General features: G+C 52.4%; 21 protein-coding genes. 12 read left to right on the top strand and 9 right to left on the bottom strand.

Going from position 1 to position 23,488, the window contains the following annotated elements:
- The first annotated feature begins 284 nt into the window (after positions 1 to 284).
- The 4 genes from HVE01_RS11555 (at position 285) to zigA (ending at position 3,683) form a co-directional block, all read left to right on the top strand.
- Positions 285 to 1,229, top strand: a complete 945-nt coding sequence (locus tag HVE01_RS11555) for a helix-turn-helix domain-containing protein (protein WP_146944228.1) — start codon at positions 285 to 287, stop codon at positions 1,227 to 1,229.
- 89 nt (positions 1,230 to 1,318) lie between these two features.
- The gene (locus tag HVE01_RS11550) at positions 1,319 to 1,933 is read left to right on the top strand and encodes a class I SAM-dependent methyltransferase (protein WP_125745553.1); all 615 of its coding nucleotides are present in this window, start codon (positions 1,319 to 1,321) and stop codon (positions 1,931 to 1,933) included.
- A gap of 121 nt (positions 1,934 to 2,054) precedes the next feature.
- Positions 2,055 to 2,330 (top strand): TIGR03643 family protein, encoded by a 276-nt coding sequence (locus HVE01_RS11545; protein ID WP_146944226.1) that lies wholly within the window; start codon positions 2,055 to 2,057, stop codon positions 2,328 to 2,330.
- A gap of 126 nt (positions 2,331 to 2,456) precedes the next feature.
- The gene (zigA, locus tag HVE01_RS11540) at positions 2,457 to 3,683 is read left to right on the top strand and encodes a zinc metallochaperone GTPase ZigA (protein ID WP_146944224.1); all 1,227 of its coding nucleotides are present in this window, start codon (positions 2,457 to 2,459) and stop codon (positions 3,681 to 3,683) included.
- 4 nt (positions 3,684 to 3,687) lie between these two features.
- On the opposite strand, the gene HVE01_RS11535 is transcribed toward zigA, so the two are convergent.
- The 8 genes from HVE01_RS11535 to HVE01_RS11500 all read right to left on the bottom strand — a co-directional run bounded on the left by HVE01_RS11535 (position 3,688) and on the right by HVE01_RS11500 (position 12,849).
- A complete protein-coding gene (locus HVE01_RS11535; RefSeq protein ID WP_146944222.1) occupies positions 3,688 to 5,697 on the bottom strand; it encodes a RecQ family ATP-dependent DNA helicase in 2,010 nt (669 codons plus the stop codon).
- Between the two features lie 79 nt (positions 5,698 to 5,776).
- Positions 5,777 to 7,516, bottom strand: coding sequence for a SulP family inorganic anion transporter (locus tag HVE01_RS11530; protein WP_146944220.1), 1,740 nt, complete (start codon positions 7,514 to 7,516; stop codon positions 5,777 to 5,779).
- 53 nt (positions 7,517 to 7,569) lie between these two features.
- Positions 7,570 to 7,998 (bottom strand): protein tyrosine phosphatase family protein, encoded by a 429-nt coding sequence (locus HVE01_RS11525; protein WP_146944218.1) that lies wholly within the window; start codon positions 7,996 to 7,998, stop codon positions 7,570 to 7,572.
- A 361-nt stretch (positions 7,999 to 8,359) separates the two neighbouring features.
- On the bottom strand, positions 8,360 to 8,581 hold the full coding sequence (locus tag HVE01_RS11520; protein WP_125745542.1) for a DUF1653 domain-containing protein: 222 nt from the start codon (positions 8,579 to 8,581) through the stop codon (positions 8,360 to 8,362).
- Positions 8,578 to 9,402, bottom strand: coding sequence for a tRNA cyclic N6-threonylcarbamoyladenosine(37) synthase TcdA (gene tcdA / locus HVE01_RS11515; protein WP_146944216.1), 825 nt, complete (start codon positions 9,400 to 9,402; stop codon positions 8,578 to 8,580). The genes HVE01_RS11520 and tcdA overlap by 4 nt, the downstream gene beginning before the upstream one ends.
- Positions 9,403 to 9,458: 56 nt before the next feature.
- Positions 9,459 to 10,229 (bottom strand): pseudouridine synthase, encoded by a 771-nt coding sequence (locus HVE01_RS11510; RefSeq protein WP_146944214.1) that lies wholly within the window; start codon positions 10,227 to 10,229, stop codon positions 9,459 to 9,461.
- Between the two features lie 167 nt (positions 10,230 to 10,396).
- Positions 10,397 to 11,716, bottom strand: a complete 1,320-nt coding sequence (locus tag HVE01_RS11505; protein WP_146944212.1) for a surface lipoprotein assembly modifier — start codon at positions 11,714 to 11,716, stop codon at positions 10,397 to 10,399.
- Between the two features lie 80 nt (positions 11,717 to 11,796).
- Entirely contained in the window at positions 11,797 to 12,849 is a 1,053-nt protein-coding gene (locus tag HVE01_RS11500) for a transferrin-binding protein-like solute binding protein (RefSeq protein WP_146944210.1), read from the bottom strand.
- A 355-nt stretch (positions 12,850 to 13,204) separates the two neighbouring features.
- Here HVE01_RS11500 and HVE01_RS11495 point away from each other — a divergent pair, with 355 nt between their 5' ends.
- From HVE01_RS11495 to HVE01_RS11460, 8 genes are all read left to right on the top strand, one after another.
- Positions 13,205 to 14,317, top strand: a complete 1,113-nt coding sequence (locus HVE01_RS11495; RefSeq protein ID WP_146944208.1) for a helix-turn-helix transcriptional regulator — start codon at positions 13,205 to 13,207, stop codon at positions 14,315 to 14,317.
- A 16-nt stretch (positions 14,318 to 14,333) separates the two neighbouring features.
- On the top strand, positions 14,334 to 15,182 hold the full coding sequence (locus HVE01_RS11490) for an alpha/beta fold hydrolase (RefSeq protein WP_146944206.1): 849 nt from the start codon (positions 14,334 to 14,336) through the stop codon (positions 15,180 to 15,182).
- Between the two features lie 167 nt (positions 15,183 to 15,349).
- Entirely contained in the window at positions 15,350 to 15,883 is a 534-nt protein-coding gene (gene sodC / locus HVE01_RS11485; protein WP_146944204.1) for a superoxide dismutase family protein, read from the top strand.
- 246 nt (positions 15,884 to 16,129) lie between these two features.
- Complete coding sequence (locus HVE01_RS11480; RefSeq protein WP_146944202.1) at positions 16,130 to 17,605, top strand: carbon starvation CstA family protein; 1,476 nt, start codon at positions 16,130 to 16,132, stop codon at positions 17,603 to 17,605.
- 224 nt (positions 17,606 to 17,829) lie between these two features.
- Positions 17,830 to 18,651 (top strand): ATP-binding cassette domain-containing protein, encoded by an 822-nt coding sequence (locus HVE01_RS11475; protein WP_213017592.1) that lies wholly within the window; start codon positions 17,830 to 17,832, stop codon positions 18,649 to 18,651.
- Positions 18,652 to 18,768: 117 nt separating this feature from the next.
- A complete protein-coding gene (locus tag HVE01_RS11470) occupies positions 18,769 to 19,506 on the top strand; it encodes an ABC transporter ATP-binding protein (protein ID WP_244973777.1) in 738 nt (245 codons plus the stop codon).
- A 67-nt stretch (positions 19,507 to 19,573) separates the two neighbouring features.
- Positions 19,574 to 21,091 (top strand): ABC transporter substrate-binding protein, encoded by a 1,518-nt coding sequence (locus HVE01_RS11465; RefSeq protein WP_244973776.1) that lies wholly within the window; start codon positions 19,574 to 19,576, stop codon positions 21,089 to 21,091.
- A gap of 13 nt (positions 21,092 to 21,104) precedes the next feature.
- Positions 21,105 to 22,868, top strand: coding sequence for an ABC transporter permease subunit (locus tag HVE01_RS11460; protein ID WP_146944198.1), 1,764 nt, complete (start codon positions 21,105 to 21,107; stop codon positions 22,866 to 22,868).
- Between the two features lie 116 nt (positions 22,869 to 22,984).
- Here the strand turns inward: HVE01_RS11460 and bfr are convergent, their stop codons facing one another.
- Entirely contained in the window at positions 22,985 to 23,470 is a 486-nt protein-coding gene (gene bfr / locus HVE01_RS11455; protein ID WP_089039189.1) for a bacterioferritin, read from the bottom strand.
- Positions 23,471 to 23,488 lie beyond the last annotated feature (18 nt).

The following is a 23,488-nucleotide window of genomic DNA, read 5'->3' as shown; positions in this document are numbered from 1 at the left end:
GTTCTATCTAAAACAGCTATCTCCAAAACCATGTTCTCAAAAACTATGTTCTCAAAACCGTGTTCTCAAAAACCGTTTTTCTAAAACAGAGCTATCTAAAACAGTGGTGCCGAATGCGCGTCGAGGAACATAATTTGCTTGTTTCCACAGTAGCGCTATCACTTAATGGGGAGTATCGAGTTTTGGCAAACCTGTCATGCTTATAAAAAAACAAATTAAATACAATAAGTTAGAGCAAAGCACGCAACGTGATGGCGCTTTAATCATGTTCACAGGAGTTTTTCATGACGCTAACGAGCCAAGACATTGCACCAAAAAAATGCATTCAAGAGGCGTTTGATGCCGACGAACATGCCCAAAATCTGACCCGCTGGCAGCAGCAATATGATCAGTTAAGTCCTGGCCGCTTTTATGGGCGACTAGATGAAATTGAGTTACCCGCCATGCAGGTGTTTAAGGAACATACCGGGCAAGCACTGCGACAAGACTGCCGAGTGTGGTCTAACTCTCTCTGGCTGGGCATCCCCCTTCAAGCACTAGGGTCACGAATTAATGGGCAGGCGCTGGAAGAACATGAGGTAATGTGCCACCCCGGCGGTCGTGATTTTGAGCTGGTAACTCCCGAGGCATTTGATATCTACGGACTAGTGATACGTATGCCGTTATTACAGGCTGCCGCCCAGCGGCAGGGGGTGATACTTGATCATGAGTGGCAAGATTCACCCCGCCGTCGGGTAGCGCCTGAAACGCTGCATGCGGTGTCTTTTCTACTTGAACGCTTACTCTCAAATCAGCAAGGCCCCATCGCTGAAAATGTTCATCAAGATATTTTGCTAACAGGCCTAATGGAGGTATTAAAAGCCAACCAAACAAGCCATGAATTGCCTCCCAGCTATCCTCATCGGAAAGCAGTGGTTGACCGAGTGAAGCGCTATGTTGATGAACACCTGGAAGGTCCCGTCACCATGGAAACGCTATGCGAGCTAACTCATGTCAGCAGGCGCACGCTGCAATACAGTTTTACGTCTATCCTTGGTATTAGTCCGCTGCAGTTTTTACGTTTAACACGGCTGAATAGAGTACGTCGTGCTCTGCGCAGCGCAGAGCCTCACCAAACAGTGACAGAAATTGCCACTTACTGGGGCTTTTGGCATTTGGGACAATTTGCTCATGACTATAAGCAACAGTTTGGCGAAAGCCCTTCGCAAACGTTAAACGCGATTCATTGAACGCGCAGCGCCCTTTTCGAGGCCAAGATCTCATGTCGAGGCAAAGATCTTATGTCGAGACAAAGATCCTATATCGAGGTAGAGACCCTATGGTAAATACCACCGCCTGGAACCGCTTGCGCTATAGCATTTACGCACCAGTCTATGATTTGGTGGCGACTAAAGCGTTTCGCAAACCCCGCAGAAATGCGCTTAACCAAGTTGACTGGGAACCCGGCATGCGAGTGCTGCTGGTGGGTGCAGGCACCGGGTTAGACCTACCTTATTTACCGCGCGAATTAGAAATCCATTTAACCGACCTGACCCCCGCAATGGTGACGCGAGCCCGTGAACGAGCAGAACATGCGCAACGTGACGTGGTATGTCGTGTGATGGATGCTGAAGCACTGGACTATCCAGATGCGCATTTTGACGTCGTTGTGATGCATCTTATTTTGGCGGTAATGCCCAATCCTGAACAAGGGCTAGTCGAAGCGCACCGGGTACTGAAAAACGACGGGCAGCTATGTGTTATGGATAAATTCCAACCCGACACCCACACTGCCGGTCCAAGTCGGCGAGCACTGAACGCCCTCACTTCATTGATCGCGACCGACATCACCCGTCAGGCAACGCCACTGCTTCAACAAGCAGGCTTTAACATTCTCCGCGACGAGCCCGTGTTGATGAATGGCCTTTTTCGCGCGCTTTTAGCAGTCAAGTAAACTGCCCTCACAACTGCATATCTCTTCAAGATACCAGTACAACTAAAACAGCAGCGTCCAATACTGGTACAATTAATAGCAACCCGTTACTTGCACGCTTCATCAACATGTAAGGTGACCAATGCCTAAAGCAGCTGTGAAACGCTTCCGTCGTTTACCCGCAGAAGAGCAGTCCCGCGTGATTGAAATGGCCTGGGAAGATCGCACCCCGTTTGAAGCGATCAACACTCTGTTTAGCCTAGGCGAGCCGGACGTCATAGAGGTAATGCGCCACCAGCTTAAGCCGGCCTCGTTTCGACTGTGGCGTAAACGCGTTACAGGTCGCGCAACTAAACACACAGCCTTGCGATCGCCGAATGTTTTACGCGGCTACTGCCCAACGCAATATAAGCGTTAATCATCATTTGCTACGAAAAATCAGAGGATGCCATCTTCTAAAGGGTCTTTTTAACCGTCTATTTAATGTTATATTATCACATAACATGATGCCGCTTATCAAAACCCGCTTAGAGGTACATTCACAATGACCGTGTTTTCTCCCCTGCCCGTCACCGTGCTGTCGGGCTTCCTAGGTGCCGGTAAAACCACCGTACTTAATCATATTCTTGCCAATCGCGAGGGCCGCCGGGTAGCGGTGATCGTTAACGATATGAGCGAGGTCAATATCGACGGTGCATTAGTGCGTGGCAGCCCTGGCGAGTCCACGTTAGATGGCGAGGTAGCGCTGAACCGTTCTGAAGAGCGGTTAGTAGAAATGAGCAACGGCTGCATTTGCTGCACGCTGCGTGAAGACCTGCTAGAAGAAGTTAGCCAACTGGCCAGAGAAGGTAAATTTGATTACTTGGTGATTGAGTCCACGGGGATTTCCGAACCGCTACCGGTGGCGGAAACTTTCACCTTTGAGGATGAAAGCGGCCAGAGCCTTTCCCACGTTGCACGCCTTGATACGCTGGTCACTGTCGTCGATGGTGCCAACTTTCTTGAGCAGTACCGCGAAGCGCAAAGCCTCGCTGAAGCGGGTGAAAGCTTGGGTGAAGACGACGAGCGTAACGTTGCAGACCTGCTGGTCGACCAGATCGAGTTTTGTGATGTATTACTGATCAGCAAAACGGATCTGATCAATAAAAAAGAACTTGATGCGCTAACGGCGATTCTACGCTCACTCAACCCTGATGCAGAGCTGGTGCCCATCACTCAGGGTGGCGTGCCGCTAGAGAAGGTGCTTAATACTGGCAAGTTCAATTTTGAGCGCGCTCAGCAAGCGCCTGGTTGGCTAAAAGAAATGCGTGGCGAGCATGTGCCAGAAACCGAAGAGTACGGTATCGGTAGCTTTGCCTATCATGCTCGCCGCCCTTTCAACCCGCAGAAATTTCACGATTTACTCAATGAACAGTGGTTTGGTAAGGGGCTGCTACGTTCGAAAGGCTTTTTCTGGCTTGCTACTCGGCCACGCTTCGCAGGCCAATGGAGCCAAGCAGGTGGTATTGCTCATCACGGCCTAGCGGGCGTGTTCTGGAAAGCTATCCCTGAAGCTAACTGGCCGGAAGATCCTGAAACTCGCCAGTTCATTATGGAAAAGTGGCAGGAGCCATTTGGCGATATGCGCCAGGAACTGGTGTTTATCGGCCAGAACTTGGACCAAGCCAAGATGCGTGACGCACTAGACGCCTGCTTGCTAAGCGAAGCTGAGCTATTACAAGGCATGGAAGCGTGGAAGCAGCTACCCGATCCGTTCCCCGCTTGGGAGTAATGCTTTAACTGCCAGCGCTAGCCAAACAGCGCTCTGCCCACTGTCGTACTTCAGGGTAGGCACGCTGCTCAAAGACCGCGAAGCCGTTAAGGCCACGGGCTTTGAGTGGGGTAAAAATCGGCATGGTTAAACCACATAAGAAGTGCGCCAACCGCTGAGCGCTGGGCGTCTGGCCGAACTGTTCGGTATGGCGTTCAATCAGCGGTGTGGCATAGCGGATAAAATCATTCTCAGACAGCGTGGGTAATGGCGTCGTATCCGGTAGCCGAACCGGGCTGCCGTAGCATACCGAGCAGTGGCCACAGCGGCGCTGCTCGGTATCAAGTGGCCCATCGAAGGTGGTATCCCCGAAATGCTCAGCTAACCGCCGAGTCAGGCAGCTTTGCGACTCAAACAGTGCCAGCATGGAGTGCAACCGTTCAATTTCGATTCGCTCCCGATCTAGACACTCATTAAATAACTGGCTTGCCATCGCCGCGACCGAAAATTCCGGCTGACAAATTTCATACACATCGGTCATGCGCTTACCTTCCAGGGTCAACCAACCTTTATCCTGGAAGTATTCAAGCGCGGTAATGACACGGGCACGGGAAGCATCGATTTGCTGTGCCTGCCCAGCCTGATGCAGGCGCTCAAAATCTACCGTTCCCCAGGTGCGAGCAATAGCAATATTGTCGATCAACAAGCGTACAAAGGCCGCGCGCTCTCCTTCAAAGCGCCCCACCAAGTCAGTAGGCTCAATATGGTAGCGCAACCGATACTCGGCTAAGAACGCAAAGCGCGGCGCAATTATGCCATGCATTTCCAACCGCACCAGCAGCGTTTTAAGTGGCAGCAGGCGGATATTGGTATCTCGGGAAAGCGTGTTGAGCAGCACTTCCCACTGGCGATCTGGCGCTTGACCGGCTGATGAGATTTCCTCCAATAAACGCAAAATACCCGCGTACTCAGGCGTGTCGCCATAAACGAAGTTTTCCAGCACTCGCAGACCGTCGCGTCCGGCAATGGTTAAACAGGTGGAAGGCAGTCCATCGCGTCCTGCCCGACCAATTTCCTGGCTGTAATTCTCAATCGATTTAGGCAGATCAAAGTGCACAACGTTGCGGATATTGCCTTTATCAATCCCCATACCGAAGGCAATGGTAGCAACTATGCAGGGCGATTCGCCGTTCATAAACTGGCGCTGAATGTCGTCGCGGCGGGCTGAATCCAGTCCCGCATGGTACGCCTGGGCAGCAATCCCCTGGGCGGCCAGCGCACTTGCCAGCTGCTCGGCGGCTTGCTGCAAGGTGACGTAAATAATCGTAGGCGCTTCGTTGCCAGGCGGCATTTTTGGCATAAGCCAATCAATCAGCTGTTGCTGGCGATTTTCCATGGCGGGCACCACCAGAAGCTCTAAGTTAGCGCGATAAAAGCCAGTGGTAATGACATTTTCCGGTACGATTGAGAACTTCTCACGCATATCAGCGATAACCGCTGGCGTGGCCGTGGCTGTCAGTAGCAACACCTGGGGAATAGCAAAATCACGCTGATAATCGGGCAGTTTAAGGTAATCGGGGCGGAAGTTATGTCCCCACTCAGAAAGACAGTGTGCTTCATCAACCACTAGCAGTGATATTTGCACCTGACGCAGAAAGTGCCGAAAGCGCTCGTTCTTAAGCCTCTCCACCGACACCATAAGGATCTTCAGCTCACCGTTTTTAGCGCGCTCAATCACATCACGGGTCGTATCGCGGTCTTGGGTGGAATCAATACTGGCGGCTGCAACACCATGGCGCGCCAAGAAAGCGAGCTGATCCTGCATCAGTGCCAGCAGCGGCGACACCACTAGAGTTAGGTGTGGAAGATGAAGTGCAGGCAACTGATAACAGAGTGACTTCCCCGCCCCGGTAGCAAAAATTGCCGCCGTGGAGTGCCCCTCCAACACTCTGGAGACCACCGCCTGCTGGCCGCCGCGAAAATCATCAAATCCGAATACTGCCTTCAGCGTCTGCTGCGGTGATAGCGAGGTCATGGCCGTTCCCTGGAGTGTCGTCAATACGTTAGGGCTAAGCTAACGCGTTCACGCCATTTTCTCCAATCACGGGTGACCATTAAGCGCAGGGTTGCGGCTTTTCATTCTGTGTGGGGAGAGCCAGCGCCTGCCAAGCCTCAAAGGTGGTAAAAAACACCTGCCCTGTTAGCTCGCGGTAAAGCGCTGTATTTATTAATCGATCCATCACAGGGCCTTTCACTTCCGCCAAGTGCAGCGTTGCGCCAGCATCTTTTAACCGTCCGTTAATCGCTTCTAAGCTTTCAAGTGCGGACGCATCAATCACGTTCACCGCCTGGCAGGTCAATACAATGTGTTTTAACGAAGGGGAACGAGCAGCCAGCGCCATCACGGTATCTTCTAAGTAGCGAGCGTTAGCAAAGTAAAGGCTTTCATCAATGCGCAACATGGCCACATGTTGATCGGTTTCGACCTCATGGCGCTTCACATTGCGAAAATGCTCGGTGCCCGGCACCCGCCCTACTACGGCACTATGGGGCTGGCTGGTGCGATACAGGTGCAGCCCTAGTGACAGCACCACACCGCTGATAATGCCGACCTCGACACTGTGCAACAAGGTCAGAAGCAAGGTCGCCACCATTGCCACGCCGTCGCTGCGGGAGTATTGCCAAGTGCGCTTTACTGCGGGCAGATCAATCAATGTGCCCACGGCGACGATAATAGTAGCGGCCAATGTCGCCGTCGGCAGAAAGGCCAGCAGCCCCGTGAGCAACAGCGTAGAAAGCACAATACCTAAAGCGGTAAATGCCCCGGCCAACGGTGTTGCCGCCCCCGCTTCAAAGTTCACTACCGAGCGTGAAAACCCACCTGAAACCGGCGAACCACCGCTGACGCCAGCGCCCAAATTGGCCATCCCAAGAGCGATGAGTTCTTGATTTGGATCGATACGCTGGCGGCGCTTAGCCGCCAGGGTTTGCGCCACGGATACCGATTCTACAAAGCCCACCAAACTGATCAATAAAGCGGCAGGCAACAGGCCAAGCCATAGCGACTGATCTAGGCTAGGCAGCTCAATGGCAGGCAAGCCGCTAGGCACAAAGCCGACCAGGTCCACACCGTACTGCCCCAAGTTAAAGTGCCAGGCCAGCAGTGTAGTCACCATCACCGCTGAAATCGGCGCGGCTTTGACTATCAATCCCGAAGTACTGGCCGAGATACCTATTGCCATCAGCCAGGTATTCAAGCGCTTGCGGCAAACCAGCAAATAGCCCCACACCCCTAGACCAATCAGCAGCGTGATGAGATTGATCTGTTGCCACTGGCTGAACAGTGCGCCCAGCAGCTCGATGACATTATGCCCCGCAGCCTCAACACCTAGAATATGCTTGAGCTGACTAATGGCGATCAAAATACCCGACGCAGTGATAAACCCAGAAATAACCGGATGGCTTAAGAAGTTGACCAAAAAGCCCAGCCGCAGCACGCCCATGGCAATCAACATCACTCCTGAAAGCGCCGCCAACACCAGTGCAGCACCAATATATTCAGGGCTGCCTGGAGTAGCAAAGCTGCTTAAAGCCGACGCCGTCATTAACGCTGCCACGGCTACCGGCCCTACCGCCAAGCTGGCACTGGTACCAAAGATGGCGTAAAGCACCAGCGGTAGCATACTGGCATACAGCCCCATCTCTGGCGGCAACCCAGCCAGTAAGGCATAGGCCAACGCCTGGGGCACCAGCATTAGCGTGACGATAACGGCTGCCAGCGAATCTTTAAATAACAAAGCCCGGTTATAGCGCCGCAGCCAGCCAACCACAGGCACCCAACGCTCTATGTTCATGGGGAGTACTCGCTCTGGTAATAGCACTGACTAAGGCAAATCACACCGCACGCCTACGCCGTCTGATTTTCAAGCCCTTGGCGGTGCGCTTCCAAATCAAAACCGGCTGCTTTAGCAGCGGAAAATAGTTCCGCCAGATCGCATTTTTCGGTATGGCGCTTTGCGTAAGCCCAAAGATGGGTAGCACGCTTACCTGACCGACAAAACGCCAAAATAGGCCGAGGTAGCTGCTGCAACGCCTGAGCAAAAGCAGCGACATCCGCTTGGCTATACTCGCCGGGGGTCACCGGAATGTGTACCCAATGAAGGCCAAGTTCTGCTGCTTTAAAGCGGTAAGCATCCTCTCCAGAAAACTCAGCGCTTTCGCCAGGCTTGCAGTTACAGATCACCGTTTTAAAGCCCTGAGCTTTTACCTGCTCAAGCTCCTCGACCGTGAGCTGTGAAGTAATAGCAACGCCCTTCTCTAACGATTGTGTTTGCATGCATCTCTCCTAGCGTTTCTCGCTGCCGCTCTCAGCAGCAGCGCATGGCACAACCCCGACAAAACAATTGTTATAAACATATCTCATTTTGGAATATAAGCAATAGCGCACAACAAAAACACCCGGGACTTTGTTGAGAAAAGACCCGGGTGGCGCATAAATATCGAAGAGAGAACCGTAACGCTATCGAGTGGTGTCGCCGTTAGGTAACCTCTGATTAACGTTATGAGCGCAGGTCAGACAAGGCAAAAATCAACGAAAAAGCGGAGTTTACGGGTTGTAAATGAGCATTTTGAGGCGACTTTTAACGCAGTATGACCAAGCGCAATAGTTAATCAGAGGTTACTTAGGGAACGCCGGATTAATTAAACGCTTTCTCTAGCGCAAAGCGCGGCTGTGGCTGACCATCTTTGTTAACGCTTTCAGTGAACATTGTCAGCGGGCGCACCCACAAGCCGTAGTCGCCGTAAAGCGCACGGTAAACGACTAGCACCTCTTCAGTTTCACTGTGCTGAGCGGTGCCCAGCACTTCGTAAAGGCTACCTTTATAGTGGCGATATATGCCGGGAACAGGCGCAGTCATTCACTTTCCTCTTGTTGGGTCGTTGAAGGCATGGGCTTAGCGGCTTTTTTAGCCAGTCGTTCGAGCACTTTTGAGGCAGCGACAAACCCAAACGTACCAGTGACAAAGGTGGCCGCGCCAAAGCCTGAGGCGCAGTCTAAACGGGTAGCATCACCGTTGCCGGGCTTTTGCAGACAGACTTCGCCGTCAGCGCCAGGGTACACCAGCTGTTCATCGGAATAGACACACTCAACGGAAAAGCGCCGCTTAGGATTACGCGAAAAACCATAATCACGGCGCAGCCGCGAGCGCACCTTGGAAAGCAGTGGATCGTGTTCAGTACGTGTTAAATCTGCCACCTGAATGCGGGTAGGATCCGTCTGACCGCCTGCAGCTCCCGTCACGGTAATCGGTAGTTTACGTCGTTTGCACCAAGCGATTAGCGCTGCCTTGGCGATCACGCTATCAATCGCGTCCACCACATGATCGGCATCATCGGGGATACGCTCGGCAAGGTTAGTGGGTGTGACAAAAGCACTGTCGGCTACGACGTTTATCTCCGGGGCAATCAAGCGACAACGCTCGGCCAACACGTCTACCTTTGGCTGGCCAATAGTGCCGTCTAACGCATGGAGCTGACGATTGACGTTGGACACGCACACGTCATCCAAATCAATCAGCGTCAGCTTGCCAATGCCAGAACGCGCCAGCGCTTCTACCGTCCAACTGCCCACGCCACCCACACCCACGACCACAACATGGGCATGGCGAAACGCCGTGGCAGCACGTTGGCCATACAAGCGGCGAATGCCGCCAAAGCGAAAGTCATAATCCGAAGACATTACAGGCTCTCTATTTTACAACATGCTATTTGTCAGCACGGTTCGATTCGTCACGACTACCGCTGAAGCGCAGCGGGGGTTGAGATGATTGGGGTTCGCACGCTATCTAGTGGCAGATGCCCAGCCCAGCCGAATTGCTCAAACAGGCTTCTCATGGTCGCATCGAGTGCGCAGCTTAGCTGGATGCGCTTATCGGTTAAGGGGTGATCAAACGCTAAATAACTGGCTGCCAACAGCAAACGGGGAGCATTCAGCTGATCCGCGAAAAAGCGGTTGTGGACACTTTTGCCGTGCTTGGCATCTCCAATAATCGGATAACCACGCCGAGAAAGATGGCGGCGGATCTGATGTCGACGCCCGGTCATAGGCCGCGCTTCCACTAGCGAATAGCGCGCCACTGGATAGCGGTCTACCTGCACAGGCAACTCAACGCTATCCAGGCGACGAATATCGGTCATCGCGGGCATAGCAGGCATCTCGGCTTTGGGGCGCGTGCCATCTTCTTCCCGTAGTGGGTAATCAAGACGCTCTTGCTCCGGCGCTTTGCCCCTCACTACCGCCAGATAGCGTTTGTCTACCTGCCGTTCGCTAAAGCCTTCACTCAACACGGCTGCCGCTTCAGATGATAAGCCAAATACCATCACGCCGGAGGTGGGTCTATCTAACCGATGCACCGGATACACTCGTTTGCCAATTTGGTCACGCAGGCGTTGAAGCAAAAACTGTGTTTCTCCACGCGCCAGCGCCGAGCGGTGCACCAGTAACCCAGATGGCTTATGCACAGCAACAAGATGCTCATCCTGATAAAGGATGTTCAATGGCAACATGGTACTCCCCGATAGCGGCAATTGAGATAACAAATCGCGGTGATTTGAAGCAGCGCGCTATTGTCGCGGCTTAACGGTTCAATGTCATCTGCAGAGTAGATACCCTGGGGAAGTGCGTGTTTAAAAACCCTAACGATAGCCCTCATTAACAATGCGTATATTAACGATCAATATAACTTCGATACACCTAACTGCACCTGATTACGGTCATAGCTATACAGATCAATGTTGCTACGCCGGGATGAGCGGATCAAAGTAAGCTCTGGTGTAAATCCTTTGAATACCCAGCGGCGGTTGGTCAATCGCAATCTTGTACGCCATAAATTGTCGCGCCGCTCCACACCAAAGGCCGGAGTCACGTCATCATAGCGAGCGCGAAGATATTCAGGTTGGATCAGAGCCGTTAGGCCTCCGAATAACTCCCGGTAGTATCCGACACCACCTCGATAAACGGTATTGCTGAGCATATCCAGCTCTGTAGACTCTTTGGACAGACCCAGTACTCCCATCACGCCGCTAGAAGGCGTCAGGGCATACTGCCAACTGCCCAGCCAACTGGTACGGGTGCCATCCAAACTGCTAACGTCATCGTGGCGAACCCACTGGTGCTCTAACGAAGTATGCAGGCGTGTTCGAGAAGATGGATAGTAGGTCACTTCCTGCCGAAGACCAGCGCCATGATGATAGGGCTCATTACCATACCAGCGATGAAAACCGGTTAACAACGTGCTGAGTTCAAGGCCACCAAGCTGAAATTTAGGACCGACATGCACATTGGCAAAGGTATCGTCAAAGCTTCCCCCACGATAGTCGGTTCGATACAAACTCCCCCCCAGCCGCAGGCGAGTATTCTCGGCAATATGAGGCGTCCATTCCGCACTTGTATTGAGCAATACCCCTATGCCCGTCTGACGCTTTGCGTCCTCTGATAATTGGAAGGGTAATCCGAAGATACTAATTTCCTCGATACTCGGTGCGGCATTGATATTAGTATCCGGGGCAAACGCTACCGAAACGTCCCAGTTGAACGTTTGGAGATGGTGGATAGCAGCAAGGTAGCGGTCAATATTGGCATTGACCTCCGTGGGCAAATTACCACTACGCGCGAAGCGGAACTGACGCCCTGCGTCGCGGTAATCACCGCTCTCGAACAGCGCCCGTCCAAGCTCAAGACGAACACGAACCGCCTGTGGGTCTCGGATTAGAATCTCACGGAAGTAATCGCTAGCACTCTCGAACTCCTGCTCATCCATCGCCAACATGCCGAGCAGAAAGGCAATATCGTCGTTATCGGCAAAGTGCTCACGTGCTTCCAACAGCACCGCTTTGGCTTGCTCACTGTCGCCCTGCTCCATCAGGCGTGTGGCGGCCACAGCGGCTAAGGGGATTTCACGATGAGTGTCGTTAGTTTGCGCGGGTGCAGAAAAAGAAAGCGTGGCGCACCACCACCCGGCAGCAAAACAAATAAAAATTCTGGGAAAAAGCAAAGTACGCTCCTCATGAATTAGCGGCAGTAAACAAGAACCCGCCTAGGTGGCGGGTCTAGTCTTGTTATCAGGAGAAGTAACTACTGCTTGACGCCAAAACCGCCAAACGCCGCGCCTCCACTACCGTCCTCCAGGCTCCAGGTACCTGCCGCCTCGGCGGCTTGCGGGCCGTAGAAGCGGCCATTGATGTTACCCGCGGCGTCAGCGTCGAGTGCTGCCGCGTTATTGGGTGATGATGTAACTCTTGCGTCAGCGCTGAATGCGTTATCGGTGAGCGTACCGCTGAAGCCAACATCGTTCCACGGTGTGGTGCTACTCAAGGCGTCCCCCACATTGGCACCGGATGTCATATTGGTCATGGCGCCGGTCAGGGTACCCGCGGCGAAATCGACATTCATGCTGGCATTGCCGATGACATCCACGACTTCACCATTAGAGGTAACACTGAAGCCATTTGCTGCACCCGAAAATGATGCTGTGCCAGTTATCGGCATATCGCCATTCTGGGTAGCGTAGCCGCCTGCGAAGAAACCCACATTGAGGTCACTAGAACCGTCAGGTACCGACCAGAAACCGTATGCGGCATAATTCAGACCGCCCGAGGGCATAAGGCTCGAAACTGACTGTCCCTGGGAGAATATTTCCAGTTCACCACCGTTACTAAGATATAAATTTGAGCCATTACCATCTTGGACTAGTGTGGTATCAACACCATTCTCGGAGTCTTGCAAACGAATCCTAGTATTTCCGTTTGCGTCTTCATTGAGCACCGTGATAATGGCTCTAGCACCGATGGTTGGCCCAGCATTGATGGTGGCACCATTACTACCATCAGCCCGCGGAGTAGCCTTAATGGTTGTGGTATCCAACGCGAAGTCCTCACCTGCGGGAATATCACTAGCCGAGTTGATGGTGCGGTAGGTGAAATCCTGATCACCGCCGTCCGACCCTGAACCGCTATCCGTGCCGCCACCATCAGTCTCACCTCCACCACCGCCATCCGTCTGCCCTGGATCACCCTGATCTATTGGCTGGCTGGAGCTGCCACCACTGGAACAGCCCGCCACTGCAACGATAGCCAAGGCCAGGAGCGAGAGCTTCAGTACTGAGCCTTTGTTATCAATAGTTTCCATATTGATTTTCCCCTTAATTTATACGGCTTTTACTTTAGGCTCTACTTATTAAGAAGCTTCCGGCTTTTTTAATTCTGTTGATTTGAAATACGCTCGCTAAGCAATTGTTTGCTTAACGTGCTGCTTCATATCGAGCCTAACTCGATTGAAGTTAAGCACGTGACAGGCATGCAAGAATCACTCAAATGGGTGAAACATTTAAAAATATCGCGATGCCGCTCATCTATATTGCCTATCTTGAAATAGCTAAAAACCACCACCAGAGAATTAGCGTTGATACCTAGGACCTGCTAAAAAAGTAAGGTATGGTTTAGCTTTTGTAACTACAGATACTCATTAAACAGTGAGTACAATCGTGTATAACAAAGAAAAAAACCTCTCTAAGCTATTACATACGCTATATGACAACGTCACCTACCCAGAGGGCTGGGGCGAATTCCTGCAACAGCTTGCCAGCCATTTCAATTCTCCTTCAGCCGCATTGCGTATCACTGATCGTGAAAACCCTATCGTTTACCGATCCTTTGCTATTGGCTTAGAGCAGGGGCTTAATTATGAGCAGGAGGCCGTGGTTTTTGACCCCTTCCGCACATCACTGGCTAGCGGCCCACTTGGCAAAGTCCATATAAGTACCGACATTATTTCTGATCGGGCATTTGAACACTCTGAGCACTACCAATTATTTTTCCGCCCGAACGGGAATTTTTATGCCATGGGAACCCAGTTTGAACGCGATGGCTCATCTGCGATGCATATTGGCTTACATCGACCACGCGAAAAGGGCATGTTTACTCGGCAGGAGCAAGAACAGCTAGAAGATTTGAGCGGACATTTACGCCGTGTAGCTCATCTGACCAAACTGACTAGCCAAGTACAGGAAGCATTAGCACAAGCTCAGAATGCCTTTAACCACCTTCCTTTTGGGGTGTGGATGTTGGACGCAAACCTACGCTGCCACTGGTCAAACCGAGTTGCCGAAGATGTGCTTAGCACCCATTGCTTCGGTATACAGCAGCGTAACGGCCGCTTAATTTTCGATGAAGAAAAGCTCGGTTCAGCCCTTGCTCAGGCATCACGTAAGCTAAACAAAGCAGAAAGTCGCTGTGAGAGCATTCAGCTAAATAGGGCAGGAGCTTCATTGGTACTTTTCTGTAACCGGGAAGGAAATCCATCCCTTTACTGGAAAGTAGCTTCTTCTGCCACTGTAATCGCCTTCTTGCTTGACCCACAAAGGGCCATCGCACTGGACCATGAACGTCTAAAAAACCTTTACTCATTGAGCGTAGCGGAATTGCGTCTAGTAGATTTACTAATACGCGGCCTGGATATTAATGAGGCTAGCGCTTATTTGAACGTGACGGTACACACCACTCGCTCTCAATTAAAATCAGTCATGCGAAAAACAGACGTCACGAGGCAGGCTGACTTAATACGCACATTACTGCTTAGCGTTGGAATAGTTAACTGATTTGAGTAGTTACGAGATGCAAATTTATCGTACTCCAAGGCAAGGTGGACGTTTTTTGAGTGTCATGGATACAGGCCCAGCAGATGCACCAGCCTGGTTCTACTGTCACGGCATTCCTGGTTCTAAAAAAGAAGTATTGATGGCAACTGCAAGAAATAAAACTGAGAGCGTTCGGCTCATTGCCATAGATCGCCCAGGGTATGGTGGCTCTACTCAGATGAAAAGCTACCGTTTTGCTGACCACACAGACGACGTGCAGGCAGTGGCAGAGCAGCTTCAAATTAACAAATTCTCTCTACTAGGTTTTTCGGGAGGTGGCGTATTCGCCATGGCGACCGCAACGGCTCTCAAAGAGAGAGTCAACAGAGTGGTGCTGGTTGGGACGCCTGCTGTTCCTATACAGAACTCGCCCTACAAGCACGCAGGAAAGCTGACTGCCGAGACGTGGCACGCAGCATTGACTGCTCCTCAGGATTTAATCACCCAGTTAGCAGATATAACGGGCGACAGCGCATTACTGGCAGCCGCGTTAATGGACTCGCTCAGTGACCAAGAACGCCAATTCCTACAAGCTTCACAACTACGTAAAGCCTTTCAAAAAAACCTAGTGGCAGCAACACAGCAAGGTGGCTTGATAGCAGCTGATAGCATTGTTAGAGATATTCAACTAATGGCACGAGAGTGGCCTTTCAGCGTTGGAGACTTAGGGGTTCCTATAGAGATTTTTCATGGTGAGAACGATGCATTAGTTCATCTTGAGCATGGACAAGCACTCGCATCATTTATTTCTGGGTCTGTCCTAACCGCTTTACCTAATTCAGGCCATTACGACACATTAATTAAAGCCTATCAAAGAAGCATTTAGAGCTTACTTTTTGCAAGAGTGTCTACCACCTCTGCCCTCAGCGCTTTCACACGACTCACCATGAAAAACTTTTTAATGAGCATTTAGCATCTTCTCCAATAGCCAACTACCTTGAAATGGCAACTCGTCATACGAGCTTCCATGGATAAGGAAAGGAGAATTGCACAATGCGTTACTCACTACCATTAACAGGTATTGCCGCGGGGTTATTGCTGGCAACTACCGCTCAGGCCAATGAAGCGCTCGACGTTGAAATGCATAAGGTCAACGCCGAAGGAATTGAACAGTCTATTGGGACTGTCGCTATTGAGCATACTGAGCACGGTGTGTTGCTTACGCCGTCGTTAACAGGCCTAGAACCCGGCGTATACGGTTTTCATGTCCACCAACATGCCAGCTGCGAGCCTGCTGAAAACGATAGTGGCGAAATGACCGCAGCGCTGTCTGCAGGTGGTCATTACGACCCTGAAGAGACGGGCACCCACCAAGGACCCTACGGCGATGGCCACCTAGGTGACCTCCCGGTGCTCACGGTAAATAAAGATGGCGAAGCCAATTTACCGGTGCTGGCACCACGCTTGAGTATGGAAGATATGCCAGGGCGCAGCCTGATGATCCATGCGGGCGGCGATACGTATTCAGATGATCCCCACTTAGGCGGTGGCGGTGCGCGCATGGCCTGCGGCGTCGTCGAATCGTAACGTTTAAAACCTCATCACTCTAACGCCATACCGGGCAGCATAGCGCTGCCCTTTTTTGTATTGATGATTTCTTGCGTTAATGAAGCCTTATGTTGTTGGTTGCCCTCGTTAGCACCATAGGCCACTAAAGTCTTAAAGCGATTCTCATGATGAGTCGGTACATTCAGCCCCGCTAAATAAGTGTACTGACAAGTAACTCACTAGTATGCACTACCCTATTAATTCCCCTAACACTGAGTGCCCTAAATGATCACCTTCATTGTATCGATACTGCTTCTAGTCGTGGGCTACTTCACCTACGGCAAGTTTGTTGAGCGCGTGTTTGTTACTGACCGCAAGCGTCAAACACCGGCGTTTAGTATGCGTGACAATATTGACTATGTGCCGATGAACACCACGCGCAACTCACTTATTCAACTGCTTAATATTGCCGGTGTCGGCCCGATTTTCGGCCCCATTTTAGGGGCGCTTTATGGTCCAGTGGCTTTTATATGGATTGTGGTTGGCTGCATCTTTGCAGGTGCCGTACATGACTACCTCACCGGTATGATCTCGATTCGCAATCACGGCGCTCATTTGCCTCAGTTGGCGGGTAAATTTCTCGGTAAGACCATGAAGCATGTGGTCAACGGCTTTGCTATTTTGCTGTTATTACTGGTGGGCACGGTTTTTGTAACCTCGCCCGCAGCACTGCTTGCTAATATGACATCACTCTCTTTAACGCTAATTATTTTAGCGATTTTTGCCTACTATCTGGTTGCTACGCTGCTACCGATTGATAAAGTCATTGGCCGTATCTACCCCTACTTTGGTGCTTTGTTGCTGTTCAGCGCCGCAGGTATTGGCATCGGTTTGGTTGTTACCGGCGCACCAATTCCAGAACTCTCTTTCCAGAATATGCATCCGGAAGGAGCGCCCATTTTTCCTCTGCTGTTCTTAACGATCTCCTGTGGTGCTCTTTCAGGTTTCCATGCCACACAAACCCCCATCATTTCGCGTACGACGCAAAACGAAACCAATGGTCGTAAAATCTTTTACGGCATGATGATTGCCGAAGGCGTGATTGCGATGATCTGGGCCGCCGCCGCCATGAGTTTATTCCAAGGCGAACAATCGTTGTCCGCAGTGTTAGCGGCTGGTGGTCCTGCAGCGGTGGTCAGCGAAGTATCTATTAGCATGCTTGGTGCTATTGGCGGAACACTGGCTGTTCTAGGGGTTATTGTGCTGCCGATTACCTCGGGCGATACCGCCTTCCGCAGTGCACGGATGATTATTGCTGACTATCTCAAAATTGAGCAGAAGCCGATTATTAAGCGTATTTTGATCGCCATGCCACTGTTTGCTGCTTCTTACGCGCTGACTCACATGGACTTTACCCTGCTATGGCGCTACTTCTCCTGGGCCAACCAAACCACGGCAGTGATTGCACTGTGGGTCGGCACCATGTATCTCGTGCTATCACGTAAGCCTTACCTGATCACCTCGATTCCTGCTGTCTTTATGACCATGGCCACCTTTACCTATTTAGCCTACGCACCGATTGGTTTTGGTTTGCCACTGCAAACAAGCTGTATCGTCGCGGCGTTGGGAACGCTGGTCTGTATCGCCCTGTTTATGAAGCGCGTACGCCGCTTAAGCCGCGCGACCTTTGCTGTTGATGAGCATGCTGATGCCTTCGGCGCAGGCGAAGAGGGACAAACACTATCGACTGCTGCTAAGTAAGTTATTGTTTTACTGACCCTGAAGAAAAAAGCGCTGAGTTAATCAGCGCTTTTTTTATGGGCATCTCTTAGCCTCATTTTGACCTCTTTTAGACTCGCTGTTTTGGCTCGCTGTTTTAACCGCTGAAACACACTTTTTGGGCGCAGTATTAACGCATAGATTGATGCCCAGCCAACCAATGTTATATCATAACCAAAATATCTTATTGAGCGGTTCAGCAAGCGATGGTTTCAGTGTGCAGCGACCCCGTGTTATCCGTGCGTGATCTGCGCATTAAAATCGGCCAGCAACAGGTTGTCGATGGGCTCTCGTTTGATGTTATGCCCGGCGAGCGAGTTTGCCTATTGGGTGCATCTGGCTCGGGGAAATCATTCACAGCTAAAGCTGTGCTCGGTTTGCTGCCCCCCAATGTTGAAACTCAGGGAAGTATACGCATTCAAGGCCAAGAAGCGATTGCGACACCAGCGACACAGCGGCCCAAAAACTCTCGGGTATCAATGGTATTTCAGGATTCCCTTTCGGCGCTTAACCCCTTAGTTTCAATCGGTTCCCAGCTGCGAGAACCCTTTATACGCCATCACGGCCTTTCGCACCCAGCCGCGACTGACGCCGCAGTGGCACTTCTTGGGTCACTAGACCTCCCAACCCCTGAACAGTTAATCAAGCGCACCCCAGCAGAGCTTTCTGGCGGGCAGCGTCAGCGGGTCTGTATTGCCCTGGCTATGGCATGTAAAACATCGCTTATGGTTGCCGATGAGCCTACCACTGCGCTCGATGTCGTCACTCAATGCCAAGTGTTACGCGCCTTACGTCAACATACTGAAAGCACAGCATCTGCACTGTTATTCATCACCCATGATCTACACGCCGCAGCGCAGCTATGCCAACGGGCGGTGATCATTGAGCAAGGGACAATGATCGAAAGTGGCGAATTAGATAGCCTAATCACCTCGCCGCAACACCCCTTCACCCAAACGCTAGTCGCGGCGGCACATAATGTGCAAACGCCTGAAGTAGTCCCAACTGACTATTTGAAGAGTGCCTAAATGCAGAGTCAGCCACTTTTTAAGTGCCAGGAAGCCTTTCTCTCAGCAAACGGACTCTATAAAAGCGTCTCTTTACCCCGCACTGTTTTTTGGCGAGCGGGTGAACGCAAACAAGTCATGAATAACATCAACTTAAGGCTTTATCCGGGCGAGCGTGTTGGATTAGCCGGCTTGTCAGGATCTGGGAAAACGACACTACTGCGCTCGCTGTTGGCGATTGAGGCGCCCGATACGGGTTCGATTACTTGTCTGCATAAAGCGGTACGTCCCGCCTCCACGGCCAAGCTTCGATGGTACCGTCGGGCTGTTCAGTATATCCCCCAAGACCCCGGCGCCTCTCTTGACCCTCGCATGCGTGTTCAAGCGCTAGTGACCGAGCCATTAATAAGACTAGGCATTGATTGCACCCCAGAAGAGCGTGCCAGAGAAGCGCTGGAGCAAGTTGGCTTGGATGCACGTTTTTTGAACCGTTTGCCTCATGAACTTTCCGGCGGCCAAGCGCAACGAGTCGCCATTGCCCGCGCGATCGCTACCCGCCCGCGCTTTTTGCTTGCCGATGAGCCGCTGAGCGGTCTAGACCTACCGGTTCGCGCGCAGGTAATTAGCGTACTGAAAAAGCTATGCGATGAAAGCGGCACGGGGCTACTGCTGGTGTCCCATGATTTATCGGTGGTTACCCAACTATGCCAACGCACCTTGGTTATGGATGACGGCAACATAGTTGAAGACCGTTCAACGGCAGCGCTATGGCGTGCGCCCCACCATCCGACTACGCGCTCGTTAATCAATGCCGTTACACAGCTTCCTAGTTGCGCGCATCCAAACTGCAATGCAGCTGAGTTAGCAGCACTTTAATAACGTATCTGTGACTTTTTTATTTTTTCTACCCGTTTTTCCTGCCCGTCACGTCAACTGGAGTTTTATGATGTTACCCCGTCCGCTGCGCCTTTCCCTGCCTATTGCCCTTGTCACCCCGTTACTGCTGGCCGGTTGTTTTGATGAACAGCGTGACACCACATCTGCAGAGGCCGGTGAACGAATTCGCCTAGCGATGCTGCAGCCACCTCGCTCGGGATTAACGCCGCTTTCCGATGATGCTTTTAAGCTATCGCGCTGGAGCACGGCGGAGACACTTGTTCGGTTGGATGCCAGCAGCGACCCACAGCCCTTTCTAGCCACCGAGTGGGAGCAGCTCGATGGCCACACATGGCGGTTTATAATTCGCGATGGGGTCAGCTTTCATGATGGCACGACATTGACCGTTAGCGACGTCGTAAACGCTCTCACTGCAGCCACCCAGGCCGCTCCCAAGCCACGCATCTTAGATGGCGTAAACATGACCATCGAAGCCGATGGTGATAATGCGGTGATTGTGCGCACGGAAAACGAGGACCCACTGATCCCCAATCGCCTTTCCAGCCCCCAGCTAGCGATTTTAGCCGCCAGCGCCTATGGCGAGGATGGCCGGGTTAACCCCATCAAAGCAGGTACCGGCCCGTTCGTATTAACAGAGATCAACGGTACGAGCAGCGCCCATTTGGATCGCTTTGATGACTACTGGGGCGAATCCGCCAAAGTGCCCGGTATTGATGCTGATTATGTCCCCGATGGCACCGCTCGGGCGGCAGCTTTGAGAACCAGTGCAGCCGATGTGGTTGAAGCGATCCCGGTATCCCAGGTGGCGCTGCTTGACCCAGAGTTAGTCCACGAAGTGCCCATGCCACGCACCAATACGCTTTACCTGAATACCGAGTCAGGCCCAATGACCGACCCCGGCCTTCGCGCAGCCGTTCGTGAAGCAATAGACCGCTCCGCTATTGTGAATACCGTTTACGAAGGGCGTGCAGATATTGCCGAAGGGTTACTCGGCCCGGCACTAGCGTGGGCAAGCGACTACCGCACCCCACTTGAAGATCGCACCGCCCCCAGCGAGCCAAACGGCACTAACATCACCCTGGCAACCTTTACCGACCGCGCCGAGCTGCCCGAAGTGGCTATACTGCTTGAACAGCAGCTGAGCCGTGCGGGCTTTAACGTTAACCAAGAAGTGCGTGAGTATGCTCATATAGAAGCAGACGCCTTAGCCGGCGAGTTTGACGCCTTTATTCTTTCGCGCGCCACCGTCCTCGATTCAGGCGACCCTGTAGCCTATATGTTCAGCGACTTCGCGTGTGCGGGCTCTTTCAACATTGCCCAGCTATGTGACCCCGCCGTCGATGAGGCGCTGACCAATGCCGCCATGCTGCCCACCGGAGATGAGCGCCGCCAAGCAATTATCGAGGCAGAAGCGGCTATTTTGCGCACCGATGCGGCTATTCCAATGCTCCACGAGCGCGTTATCCAGGGTGAATCGGCACGGGTCTCTAACGCCGAGCGCGACCCCCGCGAGCGCACGCTGATCACGGAGAAGACAGCCATCGACGTCGACAGTGACTCCTAAAGGTGCGCCTCGTATGACAACCGCAACACCGCTGCGCCCATGGCGCAGCGTGCGTATCACGCCCTTTATTCCGCTACTCTCACGTTTGGTTACACTAGCCAGTGTGGTGGTGCTGGTCGGCCTGCTGCCGTGGTTATCCGGCCGCGATCCAGCGCTGAGCATTTTACGGGCACGCTCTGCTGAGCAGGAAGCCACCCCCGAAGCTTTAGCAGCGATTCGTGCTCAGTTAGGCCTGGATCTTGGCCCCGTCGCAAAGCTACAAAGCTGGCTGCTGGGTCTGCTGCATGGCGATGCAGGCAATTCCTGGGTCTCCGGCGCACCGGTGCTACCGGGCATGTTAAAGAGCGCCCAGGCATCACTGACGCTAATGGCCTTTGGCATGCTGGTGGCGGTGATTACCGCTACGCTTATCTGCCTGCCCGTGGTACGGCGTGGCTTACGCGGTCAGGTCAGCCACTCTTCAGGTGCTATTGGCGCAGCTCTGACGGCTCTGCCTGAGTTTCTTCTCGCCTCACTACTGCTAGTCGTGTTTGCGGCATGGCTAAACTGGCTGCCGCCTTACGGTTGGCGAGGTTTTAGCTATGCCGTATTGCCCGCCTTTGCGCTAGGCCTTCCGGCAGGCGGCCTGCTGGGCCGCTTGTTTAGCGATGGCCTTGCAGCCACCTTCAGCGAGCGCTGGGTCGCTACCTGGAACGTAGCAGGCTTTTCACCCAGCCGAATTGTCATGGCCGCACTGCGCCGTACCTTACCCAGCCTGATGCCTCAGGTCGGCATGGTGATGGTGGGTCTGACGGGAGGAGCCATTGCCGTCGAACAGGTATTCTCTATTCCAGGCCTGGGTCGAGCAACGCTTGGCGCAGCATCGGCCCAGGACCTGCCTGCGCTACAAACCGGCATTCTGATTCTGCTGATTATCGCTATTATATTAGGCAGTTTGGCCAATATTGGTCGCGTGCTGTTACTGGGTCGTGCCTTTCAGCTAGGGGCACTGCCCGTGGCGCATAGCGAGCCACCTATTCCACGCAGGGCATGGGTCGTACCCGCCATCGCGATGTTGCTACTCTTTGTGCTAATCGTAGCGGGGATGGGACGTGATCCGTTTAGCTCCGCGTTCATGCGCTTAGAATCCCCAAGCCTTGCGTTACCACTAGGTGCCGACGGCACTGGGCGCGACATTTTGGCGCGAGTAGCTCACGGAGCGCTGTCCACCATGGGCATGGCAACCGTCGTCGTATTCTTTTCGCTAATAATAGGGCTGCTGATTGGACTAGCCCCCAAGCTCGCCACGGGCCCTATTGAAATCACCAAGGCAACGCCCCCCACCATTGCGGGATTGATTGTCGCTGGGCTAATAGGGCCAAGCGCTAGCGGCGCGATCATTGCGGTAACAGCCGTCGCTTGGGCTCCGCTTGCTGCACACACAGCAGCACTGGTGGCGGAAGTAAAAGCCCAGCCCCACGTGCGTATTACGCCAATGTTAGGCGTGGGTCATTTCCGCTTAATGAGCCGCTACATCTTACCGGCAGTGATTGGCCCAGTGTTTCGCCACGCCATGCTGCGCCTACCTGGCGTGGCGCTGGCCTTGGCAGCACTTGGCTTTCTTGGCCTGGGGCCACGCCCACCTTCGCCAGAGTGGGGGTTAATCCTTGCCGAAGGCATGCCCTATGTTGAGCGAGCGCCTTGGGCGGTGCTGATTCCCGCATTAGCACTGATTTTGCTATCGGTACTGGCGGTGTCACTTTCAAATCTGGTGGGCTTGCGCAAACTATCTCGCTAGCAGTGTCCAAGCACAAAAATAGAAGGCCTAAACAGCCAAAAAAACGGGCAGCCAAGTGGCTGCCCGTTTTGCTGATTGACGCTTTGCTTAACTAATGTCGCTTCAATTAACAAGCGTTACTCTTCGTCAGTTGCCAGCTGCATATGTTTTTGGAGGTAGTTTTGAATACCTACTTTATCGATCAGACCAAGCTGAGTTTCGATATGATCAATATGGCTTTCTTCATCGGCAAGCAGGTCACGTAGTAGATCGCGGGTTACGTAATCCTTAACGCTTTCACAGTAGGTAATTGCTTCGATGTAGTCCTTGCGACCGTCATGCTCGATTTTCAAATCACTTTCGAGCATTTCTTTTACATTCTCACCGATATGCAGTTTGCCTAGATCCTGAAGATTAGGAATGCCTTCAAGGAACAGAATACGTTCGATAAGTTTATCGGCGTGCTGCATCTCCTCAATGGACTCATCATATTCCCACTTAGCAAGCTCTTTAAAGCCCCAGTCTTTGTACATTTTGGCATGCAGGAAATACTGGTTGATGGCTACCAGTTCATTGCCGAGGGCGATATTGAGATGCTGAATAACCTTAGGATCACCTTTCATGACGTCACCTTTCTTAGT

Origin of the sequence: Vreelandella venusta (genome assembly GCF_007989605.1) — a bacterium.
Taxonomy (GTDB): domain Bacteria; phylum Pseudomonadota; class Gammaproteobacteria; order Pseudomonadales; family Halomonadaceae; genus Vreelandella; species Vreelandella venusta.
The sequence above is the reverse complement of the archived record's forward strand: the minus strand, read 5'-3'. Positions and strand labels throughout refer to the sequence as shown.

Bases quoted from the DNA above. Each gene is read 5' to 3' on its own strand.
- HVE01_RS11555 (WP_146944228.1), top strand. From the start codon at position 285: ATGACGCTAACGAGCCAAGACATTGCACCAAAAAAATGCATTCAAGAG.
- HVE01_RS11550 (WP_125745553.1), top strand. From the start codon at position 1,319: ATGGTAAATACCACCGCCTGGAACCGCTTGCGCTATAGCATTTACGCA.
- HVE01_RS11545 (WP_146944226.1), top strand. From the start codon at position 2,055: ATGCCTAAAGCAGCTGTGAAACGCTTCCGTCGTTTACCCGCAGAAGAG.
- zigA (WP_146944224.1), top strand. From the start codon at position 2,457: ATGACCGTGTTTTCTCCCCTGCCCGTCACCGTGCTGTCGGGCTTCCTA.
- HVE01_RS11535 (WP_146944222.1), bottom strand. From the start codon at position 5,697: ATGACCTCGCTATCACCGCAGCAGACGCTGAAGGCAGTATTCGGATTT.
- HVE01_RS11530 (WP_146944220.1), bottom strand. From the start codon at position 7,516: ATGAACATAGAGCGTTGGGTGCCTGTGGTTGGCTGGCTGCGGCGCTAT.
- HVE01_RS11525 (WP_146944218.1), bottom strand. From the start codon at position 7,998: ATGCAAACACAATCGTTAGAGAAGGGCGTTGCTATTACTTCACAGCTC.
- HVE01_RS11520 (WP_125745542.1), bottom strand. From the start codon at position 8,581: ATGACTGCGCCTGTTCCCGGCATATATCGCCACTATAAAGGTAGCCTT.
- tcdA (WP_146944216.1), bottom strand. From the start codon at position 9,402: ATGTCTTCGGATTATGACTTTCGCTTTGGCGGCATTCGCCGCTTGTAT.
- HVE01_RS11510 (WP_146944214.1), bottom strand. From the start codon at position 10,229: ATGTTGCCATTGAACATCCTTTATCAGGATGAGCATCTTGTTGCTGTG.
- HVE01_RS11500 (WP_146944210.1), bottom strand. From the start codon at position 12,849: ATGGAAACTATTGATAACAAAGGCTCAGTACTGAAGCTCTCGCTCCTG.
- HVE01_RS11490 (WP_146944206.1), top strand. From the start codon at position 14,334: ATGCAAATTTATCGTACTCCAAGGCAAGGTGGACGTTTTTTGAGTGTC.
- sodC (WP_146944204.1), top strand. From the start codon at position 15,350: ATGCGTTACTCACTACCATTAACAGGTATTGCCGCGGGGTTATTGCTG.
- HVE01_RS11480 (WP_146944202.1), top strand. From the start codon at position 16,130: ATGATCACCTTCATTGTATCGATACTGCTTCTAGTCGTGGGCTACTTC.
- HVE01_RS11475 (WP_213017592.1), top strand. From the start codon at position 17,830: ATGGTTTCAGTGTGCAGCGACCCCGTGTTATCCGTGCGTGATCTGCGC.
- HVE01_RS11470 (WP_244973777.1), top strand. From the start codon at position 18,769: ATGAATAACATCAACTTAAGGCTTTATCCGGGCGAGCGTGTTGGATTA.
- HVE01_RS11465 (WP_244973776.1), top strand. From the start codon at position 19,574: ATGATGTTACCCCGTCCGCTGCGCCTTTCCCTGCCTATTGCCCTTGTC.
- HVE01_RS11460 (WP_146944198.1), top strand. From the start codon at position 21,105: ATGACAACCGCAACACCGCTGCGCCCATGGCGCAGCGTGCGTATCACG.
- bfr (WP_089039189.1), bottom strand. From the start codon at position 23,470: ATGAAAGGTGATCCTAAGGTTATTCAGCATCTCAATATCGCCCTCGGC.